The organism is Bacteroides reticulotermitis JCM 10512 (genome assembly GCF_000517545.1).
GTDB classification, from domain to species: domain Bacteria; phylum Bacteroidota; class Bacteroidia; order Bacteroidales; family Bacteroidaceae; genus Bacteroides; species Bacteroides reticulotermitis.
In genome coordinates this window covers 17,041-30,922 of sequence record NZ_BAIV01000010.1, presented here as the reverse complement: position 1 = coordinate 30,922, position 13,882 = coordinate 17,041, and the positions used below count along the sequence as shown (strand labels likewise).

The window sequence follows — 13,882 nt, the reverse complement described above, 5'->3', positions numbered from 1 at the left end:
GGTTAATTTATTCGTGTTCCCCGAGAGTTATCGGTCTGCCGACTTGCAGACCAATAACTCTCCGAAAAACAGGTTCCTACTTATTGCTCGAATCAGAAATCTACATCATAAGAGTGTACAGTCCAATTCAGCACACTGACATCAACAGTCATATACGTATGCTCCACAGTCAATGGGTCGATCGGGCTGATAGGGTTCTCCGGCTCCTCAGGATTCAACGGTTTCGGGTCCGGATTGGCCGGATTAGTAGTATTCGGATCTTCCGGATAAAGCGGATTCCAAGTCATACCCAATCGAGCAAAACTGTTTATATTCACGTGATAAATGTTATTTCTCAATACCGGTGAATTATAAGGAGATTGGATATTGTCCGGGTTCAGCCAAGCAAAATATAACATCTTACCCTTCTCGTAAGCAGAAACTTTTTGGTTTTGAACAGCCGTCTGAGCAGCAGATTTGCTGGAATAGATTTTACCATCAGTCTGCCCCACATAGAATGTTCCGTTAACCAATGCCCCACCATCTGCAATAGCTGCTGCAATAGGTGTAAACTTACCTCGAACCAAGATATAAGCAGTATTTCCTTTTTTGTAATGGCTGGCCCTATTTTCCCCCAAAGTATGGGTGTTTTCAAATAAGAATTTTCCCGGAAGCTCTTTATAACCGTCGGCTGCTACCGGTTTGGCAGGTATTGCACTCGGCGTACTCAGATCGGAATAATCATAATAAGTTGAAGCAGTTGTAGCATAATCGGAAGCAATAGGCACATAATCGAATCCCCATGTTACGTAATTGGCTTGAGACATAAAATAGATTTTGTTTGTTCCCTGCACCACAGAATAGGTAAGATTGGAAAGTGTACCCAAAGTAACTCCATTCGCATCCTTTATATCCGGTGAAGCAGAAGTAGTAACAATCGCTCTAGATGCTGTACGAGTCATCATAACCGACACACGATTGGCACCATTAGACACCTCTTGCACCGTTATGTCCGGTTCGATAGTGGCTACACCACTACCGGTCATCATGATGACATCATAATTTTTCCCCGATACGGTCTTCATTCGGGCTAACCCCGCGGTAGCCATAAGTTCATTATCCGTAGGTGCCGCTACAGTAAGCGGACTAGGACTATTCAATACAATATGAACTTGTTTTCTTCCGGAAGTTGTTTTAAACGGCTGACTGGTTGATACAACACTACCTGTAGATGTTATCTGAGATCCGGTAAACCGATGGGTTTCTACCGTTCTGTCGGCAATCGACATCATGTACACATCAAGAGTTTCAACCGCATCATGCCCTTCATAATCTCCATCCGGATTATAATCTTCAGGAAGTGCTCTTGTATCTGTTCCCGAAATTGATGCCAGTCTCTGGGCACCCATAGAAGGTAAAGATACCGACAACGTAATATACGTAGGATCTCCTTCTCCATTTCCCTGATCTCCTGTCAGATCACTGTCGTTGGTACAGGCATTAAGCCCGAGTGCAACCATTCCCAATAAAAAAGAACTCTTTAAATTCATAACTTGCATTGTTAAATAAATAATTACTCTGAGCCAATACTAACAAGCGAATTCCATGATCCTTAAACATTTCCTTAGTATAAGGCAAGTTTAGTATTGAACAAATCTAGTCCCTCAATCAAAGAACTAACATTTGATTTTCAATATATTAGAATTAGCCTTTGAAAAAGGTCATACTACAACATATCCATAAAATAAAATGTTCAGAACGAAATCATAAAAAAGATTTTATAAGGTACTTATTTGCAAAATGGAAATTCATTAACATTTATTCTTGAACTTTTCCGACAGATTTGTGTTCTATATTCCATAGAAGAAAACGTGGAAAACAAAAATGTAATCCGGTGTTCTTTCCCTACTAACCATAAACATATAGGATAATGAGCAAAAAGGTTCTTTCAATCTGCATGAGTCTCTTACTCGCAAGTATCGTACAAGCGCAGAATGAGCAACAAGATTCCTACCTTCCCACTTTGGGAATAAAGACCAATCTCTTATATGGGGCAACCACTACCCCAAACCTTGGAGTCGAATTCGGCCTGTCTCCCAAGTTGACCTTGGATATCTCGGCCAATTACAATCCTTGGGAGTTTTCCGATAATAAGAAAATAAAACATTGGTTAGTACAACCGGAACTGCGTTACTGGTTCTGCGAACGTTTCAACGGAGCCTTTATGGGCCTACATGCACACTATGCCGAATACAATGTAGGAGGTATCAAAATTCTTGGTCTAAAAGGTATTCGCTATGAAGGCAATCTATATGGAGGAGGCATTTCGGTAGGGTATCACTGGATTTTAAGCAAGAGGTGGAGCATCGAAACGACTATTGGTGCCGGATATGCCCATTTGGATTATAGTAAATATAAATGTGGAACATGCGGAAATAAAGTAAAAGAGAGCAATCGCAATTACTGGGGACCTACGAAAGCCGGTATTAATCTCATTTACATGATCAAATAAAGACATCGAAATAAAAGAAGCCTGATAGCCTCTTCCGAAATCGGATTGGCTATCAGGCTTTTTCTTATATAAGGAATATCAACTAACTTAGTATTCGGGAGGGAGATCGTTCAATTCGGCTTTGGTAAATACAGGACCATCTTTGCAGACATACAGTTTGCCTACATTGCAACGTCCGCACTTACCTACTCCGCACTTCATACGGTTTTCAAGCGTTGTATAAATATTCTCATCTTTAAAGCCCAGCTTCTCCAACACGGGGAAAGTAAACTTAATCATCACCGGAGGGCCGCATACAATGGCTATCGTATCTTCGCTATTAGGAGAGGCAGCTTCCAGAACGGAAGGTACAAAGCCTACTTCTCCTTTCCAATCGGGAGTTTCTCCACCCGGGTCTACGGTTGTTACTAGCTTTACATCCGGACGGCTTCCCCATTCCTTCAACTCTTCTTTATAGACCAAATCATTCACAGACTTAGCTCCATAAACAATTGTTATGTCTTTGAAATTCTCACGCGTATCGAGTGCATTCCAGATGACACAACGCATGGGAGGAAGCGCAATACCTCCGGCTACAAACAAGAGGTTCTTTCCTTTCCACTCATCGAGCGGGAATGTATTTCCAAAAGGGCCACGAAATCCCATCGTGTCTCCTTCTTCGAGTTTAGATAATCCGGTCGTAACTCGCCCGGCTTGGCGGAATGTACATTCAATGTATCCTTTGCGAGTGGGTGAGGAAGCGATACAAAATGTTGACTCGCCTTCACCAAAAGCGGAATACTCACCGAACTGGCCGGCTATAAATTGGAAATCTTCACCTTCTTTTTCATCTTTAAACCGTAAACGGAAAGTTTTGACGCCGGGGGCTTCCTTCGTTATTTTCTCTATCACCATCAGGTGAGGAAGATATATATTTTCAGACTTTTCATCCATGATTAGCTATCGATGTTAAATGTTCATATATGTTCATATCTACGGGACAAGCACGCGAGCAACGCCCGCATCCCGTACAGCCGGTTTCTTTTATTCTGTCGGGCATATAAGAGAATTTGTGCAGAATACGCTGGCGCCAACGGGTACTTTGAGTCGAACGGGGATTATGTCCGGAAGTATGCAGCGTAAACAAAGAGAAACCACAAGAGTCCCAACAACGCACACGTTGCCCGGAAGTTCCCTTCGCGTTTTCCTGCATATCAAAACAAGCACAAGTAGGACAAACAAAAGCACAAGCACCACAGCCTAGACAACGCTCAGATTGCTCTTTCCAAATGGGGCTGTCGAATGCGTTTTCCAGTTTTTCCCGGATAGCTTCCGGTGTAAAACGAACGGGAACAGTTGCCAAGTACTTCTCTTTTTCCACGTCTGTTGCCGGACTAGCATCTGCTAAATACTGTTTCGCCAACGCTTCTCCTTTCTCAGTCAGAACTTCAACTAAAGCACTTCCGTCAGGTAGTTCCGTAACTTGCACGTCACTTCCTTGTGTATTGCCCGGGCCACCATTCACTGACGTACAGAAGCAGGATTGATCCGAATGGATACAGCTAAAGCTGATCAGTGTCAGTTTTTTCCGACGTGCATTATAGAACTTATCTTCGTAGTCCCAATTGAATATTCCGGTCAGCGGACTAAAACCTGCCACGTCACAAGGGCGTATCTTCCAAAGAATAGCTTCCGGAATCGCTCCCAGATCGGGCTCCTGCAAGTTTGTCTCTTTTCCTTCCTTGCGGTAAGAAAATAAAACTTCCGCTTTCGGAAAAGCAAACCGTTTAGCCGATTGCACTGTCTGCACATAGTCAGTCGCAACTTTATCTCCCACAGCAACACGCTTGAAATCAACTTTTCCACCTGATTCTACGGGAGCAAATACACGCTTACCGGACTCCACCATCTGATGAAGCCATTGCTCAAGGCTTTCTTTACTAATATGTAGATTTTCCATCGCTTCTATTTTATAAAGTTCTCTTTATCTTCTACCTTAAAAGTAGAGAGTACATTACCCGTTTTGCTGACACTTCCGGGTGCCAATCCAAACTCTTTATGAATGTCTCCCATTATACTCTGCGTCATCAGGTGTATAGGTATACCCACGGGACAAGCCTCTTTACAAGCTCCACAGCCGGCACAACGTCCTGCCATATGCATCACGCGGTTAATCTGCCATTCCATATTACTCAACGGAGTCGACCAAGGTTGAATCCATTGCGGACAGTTCACCTCTACAATGCAACGGGTGCAGTAGCATAACGGACAAGCCGCCCGGCAAGCGTAACACTTAATGCACTTGCCCATCTCGTTAATCCAGAAGTTCCAACGATTTTCACGAGGCATCGCTTTCAGCTCTTCGAGCAGTTTACGATCTTCTTCACGAACATTTAAAGGGAAATTGGCTAAATAAGTTTCAATTTCGGCAAATCCACCGAAACGAACCACTTCTCCCTGCGAATCAGCGGTCAGGACTACAAACCGATCTTCTTGCAATTGGTTTTCAGCTGAGAGCTGCAATACCGAGCGCAAAGAAGAGAGATTAGCAATCAGCGCGACTTTACCACTTCCCAACAATGCGGGTTTAGTTAAATATACAGCCAGATTGTTCAGACAACGCTCATCAAGCAATAATCTGGAGGCGTCTTCCGCTTTCTTGCAAAAGAACGGACGAGGCCCATGGCTGCCTTCTTCATACCCGATAACCAAGGCTACCTCATTTTCTTGCAGCAACTTAGCTGCTATTTCTGTCAACTTACTCATAAGCTTCCTCCTTTTCAAGATAGTTAAGGACCTTGTTATATTCCTCGTAAGGGCCAAGTTCGCGTATTTCGGCAACGGTTTCGTTGACCAGATCCGCCCATTTGGCACCTTCGGCAGCCGACACCCACGAGTAGCGTATGCGGCGTACATCTATTCCCAAGAAATCAAGTAATCCACGGAATACAATCCAACGACGGCGTGCGTGGAAATTACCTGAAGTGTAATGACAGTCGTTCGGATGACATCCGGAAACAATAATACCGTCTGCGCCTCCTGCAAATGTCTTCAACAAAAGCATAAAATCGATTCTACCCGTACAAGGGAAACGAACGATTTCTACATTCGTCGCATATTTCAACCGGCTTGTTCCTGTCAGGTCGGCACCGGCATACGTACACCAGTTGCAGACGAAAGCTATAATTTTCGGTTCAAATTCTGTTTTATTTTCGTTCATACATTTGCTTTTAAGAGTTCAACAATGCCATTACTTCAGCATAAACCTGCTCATTGGAATAGCCCTGGATATCAATAGATTTCGAGCGACAGAATGAAACACAGGTTCCACATCCCTGACAAAGTCCCGGATTTACTCGGGCTACCTGTTTGATAACATTTCCACTCCGGTCTTTTATATCTTCACGCTCAATAGCCTGATACGGACAAGCCGTCTGACACATGAAACATCCCACGCAAGTACTGAACATAGGAGGAGCGGTCCGATTGACCACAGCTACCAACGGTTCACGAACCAGATTAGCTTGTGAGAACAAACCGGCAACTTTTACGGCTGCTCCGGAAGCAGTTCCTACGGTTTCCGGAATATCCTTCGGTGCCTGACAAGCTCCTGCCAGATAAATACCCGCAGTATTTGTCTCTACCGGCTTCAATTTAGGATGCGCTTCCGCAAAGAAGTGATACGGGTCATACGAAATATGCATTTTCTGTGCAAGTTCTTCCGCTCCCTTATTGGATACGCCTGCCGTAGCAAGCACCACCATATCGGCTTCTATCTCTACCGGAGTAGCTCCGAGCAAAGTATCGACCCCTTTGACAATCAGTTTTCCATTCTTTTCGTATACACGTGCCACACGTCCACGCAGATAATTCACGCCATCTTCTTCAATGGCACGCCGTACAAACTCTTCATAGTTCTTTCCAGCAGCCCGAATATCCATATAGAACACGTAAGACTCGCCATCATGTACTTTATGCTGATAAAGCATCGCATGCTTGGCGGTATACATACAACATATCTTAGAACAGTATGGTATGCCTTTCGCCGGATCTCTCGAACCTGCACAGGCTATAAATACAATCTTCTTCGGTATCTGCCCGTCCGACGGACGACGTATAGCACCTAAAGTAGGTCCGGAAGCCGAAGCCAAACGTTCGAACTGCAAACCGGTGATTACATCCTTATATTTTCCATAGCCATATTCCGGGAAGAAGTCTGTGTCGAGCACGTTAAATCCGGTAGTAACCACTACTGCTCCTACATCTTCTGTAATAATACGATCTTCTTGTTCGAAGCGAATAGCCCCAGTTGGGCATACTTTTGCACAAACTCCACATTTTCCGGTACGATAATGCGTACAGTTTACTCTATCAATAACCGGTTTATTGGGAACAGCCTGAGGAAAAGGTACATAAATAGCCGTACGCAATCCTAAACCTGCATTAAACTCACTAGGTATCTTTTTCGTTGGACATTTGGTTGTACAAAGTCCGCAACCTGTACACAACTTTTCGTCTATGCTCTTCGCTTTCAGTCGAATGCTAGCCTTAAAGTTACCAATAAATCCTTCTAGTTTCTCTAATTCCGCATACGTATAAAGCGTAATGTTCGGATGCTGGGCAACTTCCACCATACGGGGAGTCAAAATACACTGAGAACAGTCCAACGTAGGGAAAGTCTCGGATAACTGTGACATATGTCCACCGATAGAAGGATCTTTTTCGACCAAAATGACTTGATGACCGCAGTTGGCAATATCCAAACTAGCTTGAATACCGGCAATACCTCCTCCGATTACCAATGCCTTTTTCGTGATAGGCACCCGTATCGGATCTAACGGCTGGTTACGCTTTACTTTCTCTACCAGGCTCTTAACGATATCGATAGCCTTGCGAGTAGTCGGTTCTCCTTTTTCATGTACCCATGAACAATGCTCACGCAGATTGGCCATTTCGCACAAATACGGATTCATTCCTGCCTCCGAACAAGCCCGACGGAAAGTCGGTTCGTGCATACGAGGCGAGCAAGCCCCTACCACAACCCCATCCAAGCCATGTTCTTTAATCGCATTCTTAATTAACGTCTGTCCCGGATCGGAACACATATATTTATAGTCGATTGCGCATGCAACTCCTTCAATCTTTGCTACTTCTTCAGCTACTTTCTCACAATCGACAGTCGCTCCGATATTTTCACCGCAATGACAAATAAAAACTCCTATTTTTGACATGCTTCAGCCTCCTTTAAGTTTACCTTTACAAAATGGCGTTGAAGTCCCAACTCTTTCGGAGACAATCCGATCGCCAATCCTATGGCCTGCGTTATATACAATACAGGTGTTGTTATCGTTTGGTTCAAGTATTGGTTAGCAGCCGGACGACGCATATCCAGATTAGAATGACACATGGGACAAGCGACAATCACCGCTTCGGCTCCCCGGTCGTCCGCATCCTTCAAGATATTACCCGACAGTTTTCCAACCAGTTCCGTACGGGATACCGAAAGGCCCGCACCGCAACACTCGGTTTTAAATGCCCAGTCAAGCGGCTTAGCACCAATCAGCGCCATGATCTTATCCATGCTCTGCGGGTCTTCCAACCGGTCGAACTTTAAGATCTTATGTGGGCGCACCAACAGACAACCGTAATAGCAGGCTACCTGATGAGCAAAAGGCTCCACTACTTTATCCGAAAGTGTATCCAGCATATATTTTTCAATAAGCTGCAACACATTCAATATTTTCACTTTACCATAATAGGGCATTCCGCTGGCAGTTAGCACACTTTCTTTCAACGCTTCATCATGCGTCAACTCATAATGAGTGACCGTGAGACGGTTGTAACACGAAGCGCAAGGAACTACTACTTCATCAAGCCCTTGCTGTTCGGCTAATGCAAGTACACGAGCCGGCAGCGCCAAGGACAAAGCCTTACTCATGGAATGGGCCGCTGTAGCTCCACAACAATTCCAGTCTTTGATCTCGACTAATTCAATATTCATTGCTTTAGCCAGAACTTTGACTGATTCGTTATATTCACGGGATGTTCCGTTTAAAGAGCATCCGGGGTAGAATCCAATCTTCATACTTTATTTTTTATTCGTGTTGTCTATGGTACGCTTAAAGATCGCTTTAATCTTAGACGGATCTTTGACACGTTCAGGAAGTAAATTCAGCTTTCCTTTCAGATACATACCGGGAGCTACGTTCAGGTCCTGTACCACACGGAACGTACGCGCTTTGAAACCGGCAACCAGTCCCACCTCGTAGAGACGACCGGTATACTTTACCGAATCAAGAAAAGCAGAATGGAAGGCAACCACAGGGCGAGCTTGTTTATTCACACACTTTTGCACACGTGATTGTTCACGCAAATAGTCCATGGCCTTAGGAATATCGATCTCTTTAGGGCACCTGGCAATGCAATTTTCACAATTCAAACAAATCCAAATAGCATTGGAATGAAGTACACGTTGGTCGTTTGCCGTATTTTTAGTCTGCAACAACCGCATGATATAGCTTGGAGGATATTCCATCTCTGTCGCTAATACACATCCGGCAGTACATTTACCGCACTGATAACAGTCAAATACATTAACCCCGGTTTCTTGTTCCAAACATCTGGAAAGACTTACATTGTTTTCCATGTTAATTAAGAATATAAAAAGGTTCTAATTTAAAATACAAGTGTATCAAGTGAATTGCTCATTCACTATTACGTATAGCCACTAAGTTAAAATATGAGTTCGATTATAAAGATAATGCCGACTGGAATATTTTACGTAGTTTGCTTTAAGTAAAGTGTCTTCTCCCCTATTGACCGGTAGGCCAACATTTCGTACCTCCAACACCTGCATAATTGCAGTAACAGGATTAAAGTTGAAGAGGCCGGAAAAAGACGTTTTTTTAGATAGAAAAGAGGATACTAAGATACCCTCATCAGCTGTTCGGTTCATAGTCATTAGTCTTCCATGTAGTAGGTTACAAAAGCCGTGTTCGATAACGGAAGACAGAACAAAAACACTTGATTTTGCAGAAATAGCAAAGAGAGAGAGACCGTCGTTAATACGGGCTTTCTTCCATCCTTCAAGAGTTGTGTTAATCCTCAATATCAGAAGAGTAAAAATGAATATACAGCAAATTAATTTCGTCATAGCCGCCACAAACATAAGAATTATTTTTTAACGAGCACGGTTTAAGAAGATTTATTAACTATTATTTCACTCCCCTTTTTGCACGTAACTCATAAGAAACCAGCGTAAAAAGGGCAATTCAGAAGCATTGATTTACAGCTTGCTTAACCAAGTGCAAATTTACGGCAACACATTATTATATAACAAAAAGCCTTGATAGGCATCCCGACTTCTTGCTACACAAAACGAGTTCTTTACTTGGGATAACCTACGGAATGGTTCAGTATAGGCAACTGCCCCTCGGATAATCCGAGTATTTTTTTAATGCCATCCCGATCCATGCTTGCACGTGGTTTAGTTCCTATCCCGGTAGCCGAACAGAACAATGCTATATTTTGTGAAACAAGCCCTACATCAATAGCACCCCACTCTTTCCGAATCTCCGCTGTTCCCACTTCACCAAACTTGGTTATATCTGTAACCAGCAAAATGATAAGCGGAGACATTCCGCGTTCTCCAAACAGTTTTCGATGATCGCCTTTAGCTACCGGAATCAACTCATGCCCCTCCGCATTATATAAGTGCACTCCTTCCGGTGTGAATGTATAGACGCTAACATCTTGCCTATTCATAGCAGATGCCGCTGTTCTTTTCCCATTCTCAGGGCGATTTATACCGTTAGCTGCCCAAAGCAAGTCGGACAGATCTCCCAGGCTTAACTGTTTATCGGAATACTCACCGGTAGATTTACGATCGGCCAATGCTTTCATCACAGAAGTGCCACGGGTTGTATCCGGATTCTTAAGCTTAACAACTCCATTTTGTGCATTCAAAAAGGTAGTAAGCAACAAAGTTGCCGCAACGAACATTATTTTCTTCATCTCTCTCTATTTTTATACAGTTCGATAAATTAGTACGCCAAAGTAGAAAGAATATATTTAAAAAACAATCTCATAAATAAAAGATAACACTTCCGACTGGAAATAAGTAAGAAAAGCCCTCATTTAGATGCTGTTTAGCATAAAATACTGATATACGGATTAAAATAGTTTTAAGTTAGTTTAGAAAAGGGCTATTAAAACCAGGCTTTTCTTATCTTTGCATACAGCTCATTGTAGCATAGATATGAACGATAAAATACATAACCCCTCATGAAAACAACCGGAGTAATAACCAAAATGCAAGCAGCGTACAGCTCTCCAATTCAATATACCCTCAATTTGAACGACGAAACAATTTCCGTCAATCAACTGCTGGAGCAAAAAATAGCAATCAGTTTTAACCACTACCAATGTCTGGAGTGTGGCAAAGAAAAAGAAATCTTCGCCATGGGATGTTGCAAGAATTGTTATTTCACATCACCACATACAGGCAGATGGGTAGTCAATCCGGAACTCTCCACCGCTCACTTGGGGCAAGCAGACCGGAACCTGGAGATAGAGGCAGAGGCCCAACTGCAACCGCACATCGTGTATCTGGCAAACTCAGGAGGCATTAAGGTTGGAGTAACTCGGAAATCGCAAGTTCCCACCCGCTGGATAGATCAGGGAGCTGAATACGCGATAAAACTGGCTGAAACAACAAACCGATTTGAAGCCGGATTGATTGAGGTAGCCCTCAAACAACACCTGTCCGACAAAACCAATTACCGAAAGATGTTGATCGACAATGCCGTGTTTGAGGACCTTGCGGGCAAAAAAGAAGAAATACGAACATTTATCCCGGAGGAACTTAAACAGTACATTTTGGAAGATGAACAGATCTTTCACTTGGAATACCCGGTAGAAAGATTTCCCTTAAAGATAAACTCCGTCAATCTGAAGAAAGTCCCGAGAGTTGAAGGAACGCTGATCGGAATAAAGGGACAATATTTAATGTTCGACAATAACAATGTATTTAACATCAGAAGCCACGAAGGTTTTGTAATCGACCTGGAGTTTTAACGCAAAAAAAACGATAGCCAATCTTTACCTGAAAATCAGGCAATGATTGGCTATCTTCTTTCATAAAAGGGCTGTTTATCTTACTAAATCCATCACATCGGTTTCTAACAGATATTTGCCTTTGGCATGAGCAGGATGTAAGTTACGAGCTTTGAACACGTATTCTCTTCCCACTTTAGGGTCGACTTTGGGAGTTGCAATCAATTCACAATAGATAGTCTCTCCTTCTTTAATATCACTATTAGTTGAACTTGTCACTTGCAGTTGAACGACTTTCACTTCAAACTTCCCAGCAGCTGCACCCCGTCCGATATTCTCCGATTCGATAGACAACACTTTACCTGTGCATTGATACGGAGTACCTGAGCTTTTTGCTGTACGGCAGGGGGAAGATTATCTGATTCTTTTTGTTCTTTAGAAATCTGCTTCACCAGCACATATTTAATAGAAGAGGCGTCTGCCGGCACATTCTCCAGTTTCTCCTCTTTCACCTTCAACACAAATTCATATCCCGGTTCATACTGAAAGCCTTCTATATTGCTATAAAAATATTCCCATTCAGTTGCATTTCCTTTTTTGACTAGCAAGCATTTCTGAGGTCCAACACCTACACAGTCAGCGTTTTGAGAAGCGACTGTGTACCTAACTGAGGAGGTTGTGGAACAAGAAGTAGCCAACAACATCACAAAAGACAATAAAAGATAAATGTTCTTTTTCATTTTTCATTCAATTTTAGTTAGAACAACCAAGGTGACAAAAAGGTTTACCGACTCATCTGATTCTTTCGAAGAAGTAAAGACGCCAATCCCGTTTTTTACGTATTATGCAGCCTTTCCGGCTCAACTCTTTCTATCGAAATCGACCGCGCGCTTGAAGATATGCCGAATCGTTTTCAACTTAGGGAAGAAGAGATTCAATCGCTTCATCTCTTTTTCTAAAAGAATAATAATGAGAATAAGAATACCTGCCATAGCCATGTATCCATATATCTCTTTCATACTCACCATCATAACCTGCCTGCTCAATTCTTGAGTTACTTGACTTAGTCCGCTTGCTTGAAAGACGGTATTGACTGAATCTAATTCCGGACTCAGCAACAGACTATTCTTCTCTGTTAAATAATGCATCCAATTGTCGATCAGGGATGAACCGAGCACCGTTCCCAGTGACATTCGGATGAATCCCATGATACACAACGCCTGAAAGTTGTGTTTGAACGGTACGATATTGGCAATGTAGAGTGTCAGCACAATGTAGAGCAATAAGAGGCCTATCCCACGCAAAACAGCCGGCACATAGAACGATTCTATATTTGTCTGCGGATCAATCTGACAGTAAATCAGCAGCAGATAAAGCACCACACAAGCATAACCGACAAAGATCATCGGCTTAATCCGGTATTTATTACGGACAAACCATACATAACACAAACCAACGCTCAGCAACATTCCCCCCAAAACAAACCAGTTTAAGAGTACTATATGTATGGAATCAAATTTAAGAATGCCTGCCATGTAGCTATTTTGCAGGGTCATGGGAGTTGCCAAAGAGATGTATAAAGCCAGAAATAGCAGGACGAGCTTCCCCATATTGGGATATCGCCACGTTTCCAGACTGATATAGGGCCGCTTCACATGAAACATATGATAAAGATTCAACACCAATGTACCTATCAGGCCAACTGTAGCCCAACAGATATGCGGTGAATGAAACCACTCGTAATGTTTCCCATAAATGGCAATAAAGAGAATCAAAGATAACGAGATGCACCACAGGGCATAACCTGCCCAATCAATACCGTAAAGTGGTATCTTCTTCATCGATCGATACTGCCGAAACAAGAAATAGACCATCAAAAGCGTCCAGATCAACAATAAGATAATAACGATATGCAAATGATACCAACTAAGATAATGCAGTATATATGCCACCTGAGCACTGAAGAAGATGGCACTCCCCTGCACAATGAAAAAGATAACCGCGTAAAACACTGCGTAACTTCGCGTAGGGGTAATAAGAAGTTGGATGCATACCATGGTTTCAAAAGCCCCTAACATCCGAAATGTACCGGCTATAAAATTGATGAAGCACAGCAAGGGGACATTCACCGTATACAATGTCAACAAATGACAGATGATCAGGATTATCGTCACAGCGGTTAGGATCGTTTTGGTAGAGAAACGAAAACGAAGTCTAAACAACATCGGAAAAATCATATTCATCCCAACGAAAGCCGAGAACCCAATCATCTGTGTATCTTTCTGCAAGAAAGATAGTCCACCCACCTGCTGTCCGGCAGAAGCCAGTTGGATAGCTCCTGAGAATAAATATACCAAG

Annotated in this window: 14 protein-coding genes; 2 read left to right on the top strand and 12 right to left on the bottom strand. The window is 42.9% G+C overall.

The genetic code is table 11. The annotated features are described in order from the left end of the window. Positions 1-92 precede the first annotated feature (92 nt). Complete coding sequence (locus JCM10512_RS07725) at positions 93-1,529, bottom strand: Mfa1 family fimbria major subunit (protein WP_044162062.1); 1,437 nt, start codon at positions 1,527-1,529, stop codon at positions 93-95. Positions 1,530-1,936: 407 nt separating this feature from the next. Between JCM10512_RS07725 and JCM10512_RS07720 the strand changes: the two genes are divergently transcribed. After that, positions 1,937-2,491 (top strand): DUF3575 domain-containing protein, encoded by a 555-nt coding sequence (locus JCM10512_RS07720; protein WP_244437012.1) that lies wholly within the window; start codon positions 1,937-1,939, stop codon positions 2,489-2,491. Positions 2,492-2,578: 87 nt separating this feature from the next. Here JCM10512_RS07720 and JCM10512_RS07715 read toward each other — a convergent pair whose 3' ends face one another. The 8 genes from JCM10512_RS07715 to JCM10512_RS07675 all read right to left on the bottom strand — a co-directional run bounded on the left by JCM10512_RS07715 (position 2,579) and on the right by JCM10512_RS07675 (position 10,483). Next, positions 2,579-3,424, bottom strand: a complete 846-nt coding sequence (locus tag JCM10512_RS07715) for an FAD/NAD(P)-binding protein (RefSeq protein ID WP_044161932.1) — start codon at positions 3,422-3,424, stop codon at positions 2,579-2,581. Continuing rightward, complete coding sequence (locus JCM10512_RS07710) at positions 3,417-4,430, bottom strand: 4Fe-4S dicluster domain-containing protein (protein ID WP_044161930.1); 1,014 nt, start codon at positions 4,428-4,430, stop codon at positions 3,417-3,419. Before JCM10512_RS07710 ends, JCM10512_RS07715 begins: the two co-directional genes overlap by 8 nt. Positions 4,431-4,435: 5 nt before the next feature. Further along, on the bottom strand, positions 4,436-5,236 hold the full coding sequence (locus JCM10512_RS07705) for a ferredoxin family protein (protein WP_044161929.1): 801 nt from the start codon (positions 5,234-5,236) through the stop codon (positions 4,436-4,438). Next, entirely contained in the window at positions 5,229-5,690 is a 462-nt protein-coding gene (locus tag JCM10512_RS07700) for a hydrogenase iron-sulfur subunit (protein WP_044161925.1), read from the bottom strand. Before JCM10512_RS07700 ends, JCM10512_RS07705 begins: the two co-directional genes overlap by 8 nt. 10 nt (positions 5,691-5,700) lie before the next feature. Beyond that, positions 5,701-7,701, bottom strand: a complete 2,001-nt coding sequence (locus JCM10512_RS07695; RefSeq protein ID WP_044161923.1) for a CoB--CoM heterodisulfide reductase iron-sulfur subunit A family protein — start codon at positions 7,699-7,701, stop codon at positions 5,701-5,703. Next, complete coding sequence (locus JCM10512_RS07690) at positions 7,689-8,555, bottom strand: CoB--CoM heterodisulfide reductase iron-sulfur subunit B family protein (protein ID WP_044161921.1); 867 nt, start codon at positions 8,553-8,555, stop codon at positions 7,689-7,691. The genes JCM10512_RS07695 and JCM10512_RS07690 overlap by 13 nt, the downstream gene beginning before the upstream one ends. Before the next feature lie 3 nt (positions 8,556-8,558). After that, a complete protein-coding gene (locus JCM10512_RS07685; protein ID WP_044161918.1) occupies positions 8,559-9,116 on the bottom strand; it encodes a 4Fe-4S dicluster domain-containing protein in 558 nt (185 codons plus the stop codon). A 740-nt stretch (positions 9,117-9,856) separates the two neighbouring features. Further along, positions 9,857-10,483, bottom strand: a complete 627-nt coding sequence (locus JCM10512_RS07675; RefSeq protein WP_044161914.1) for a nitroreductase family protein — start codon at positions 10,481-10,483, stop codon at positions 9,857-9,859. A 270-nt stretch (positions 10,484-10,753) separates the two neighbouring features. Between JCM10512_RS07675 and JCM10512_RS07670 the strand changes: the two genes are divergently transcribed. After that, complete coding sequence (locus JCM10512_RS07670; RefSeq protein ID WP_044161912.1) at positions 10,754-11,545, top strand: DUF2797 domain-containing protein; 792 nt, start codon at positions 10,754-10,756, stop codon at positions 11,543-11,545. Between the two features lie 75 nt (positions 11,546-11,620). Here JCM10512_RS07670 and JCM10512_RS07665 read toward each other — a convergent pair whose 3' ends face one another. The 3 genes from JCM10512_RS07665 to JCM10512_RS07655 all read right to left on the bottom strand — a co-directional run bounded on the left by JCM10512_RS07665 (position 11,621) and on the right by JCM10512_RS07655 (position 13,881). After that, positions 11,621-11,803: a hypothetical protein gene (locus tag JCM10512_RS07665; RefSeq protein ID WP_148298316.1), complete on the bottom strand. Its 183-nt coding sequence runs from the start codon at positions 11,801-11,803 to the stop codon at positions 11,621-11,623. A gap of 17 nt (positions 11,804-11,820) precedes the next feature. Then, positions 11,821-12,264, bottom strand: coding sequence for a DUF4377 domain-containing protein (locus JCM10512_RS07660; RefSeq protein WP_081741254.1), 444 nt, complete (start codon positions 12,262-12,264; stop codon positions 11,821-11,823). Positions 12,265-12,384: 120 nt separating this feature from the next. After that, positions 12,385-13,881, bottom strand: a complete 1,497-nt coding sequence (locus JCM10512_RS07655) for a hypothetical protein (RefSeq protein ID WP_148298315.1) — start codon at positions 13,879-13,881, stop codon at positions 12,385-12,387. Position 13,882: the final 1 nt, after the last annotated feature.

Coding starts and splice junctions, on each gene's coding strand:
- JCM10512_RS07725 (WP_044162062.1), bottom strand. CDS start 1,529: ATGAATTTAAAGAGTTCTTTTTTATTGGGAATGGTTGCACTCGGGCTT.
- JCM10512_RS07675 (WP_044161914.1), bottom strand. CDS start 10,483: ATGAAGAAAATAATGTTCGTTGCGGCAACTTTGTTGCTTACTACCTTT.
- JCM10512_RS07720 (WP_244437012.1), top strand. CDS start 1,937: ATGAGTCTCTTACTCGCAAGTATCGTACAAGCGCAGAATGAGCAACAA.
- JCM10512_RS07715 (WP_044161932.1), bottom strand. CDS start 3,424: ATGGATGAAAAGTCTGAAAATATATATCTTCCTCACCTGATGGTGATA.
- JCM10512_RS07670 (WP_044161912.1), top strand. CDS start 10,754: ATGAAAACAACCGGAGTAATAACCAAAATGCAAGCAGCGTACAGCTCT.
- JCM10512_RS07710 (WP_044161930.1), bottom strand. CDS start 4,430: ATGGAAAATCTACATATTAGTAAAGAAAGCCTTGAGCAATGGCTTCAT.
- JCM10512_RS07695 (WP_044161923.1), bottom strand. CDS start 7,701: ATGTCAAAAATAGGAGTTTTTATTTGTCATTGCGGTGAAAATATCGGA.
- JCM10512_RS07685 (WP_044161918.1), bottom strand. CDS start 9,116: ATGGAAAACAATGTAAGTCTTTCCAGATGTTTGGAACAAGAAACCGGG.
- JCM10512_RS07700 (WP_044161925.1), bottom strand. CDS start 5,690: ATGAACGAAAATAAAACAGAATTTGAACCGAAAATTATAGCTTTCGTC.
- JCM10512_RS07690 (WP_044161921.1), bottom strand. CDS start 8,555: ATGAAGATTGGATTCTACCCCGGATGCTCTTTAAACGGAACATCCCGT.
- JCM10512_RS07705 (WP_044161929.1), bottom strand. CDS start 5,236: ATGAGTAAGTTGACAGAAATAGCAGCTAAGTTGCTGCAAGAAAATGAG.
- JCM10512_RS07660 (WP_081741254.1), bottom strand. CDS start 12,264: ATGAAAAAGAACATTTATCTTTTATTGTCTTTTGTGATGTTGTTGGCT.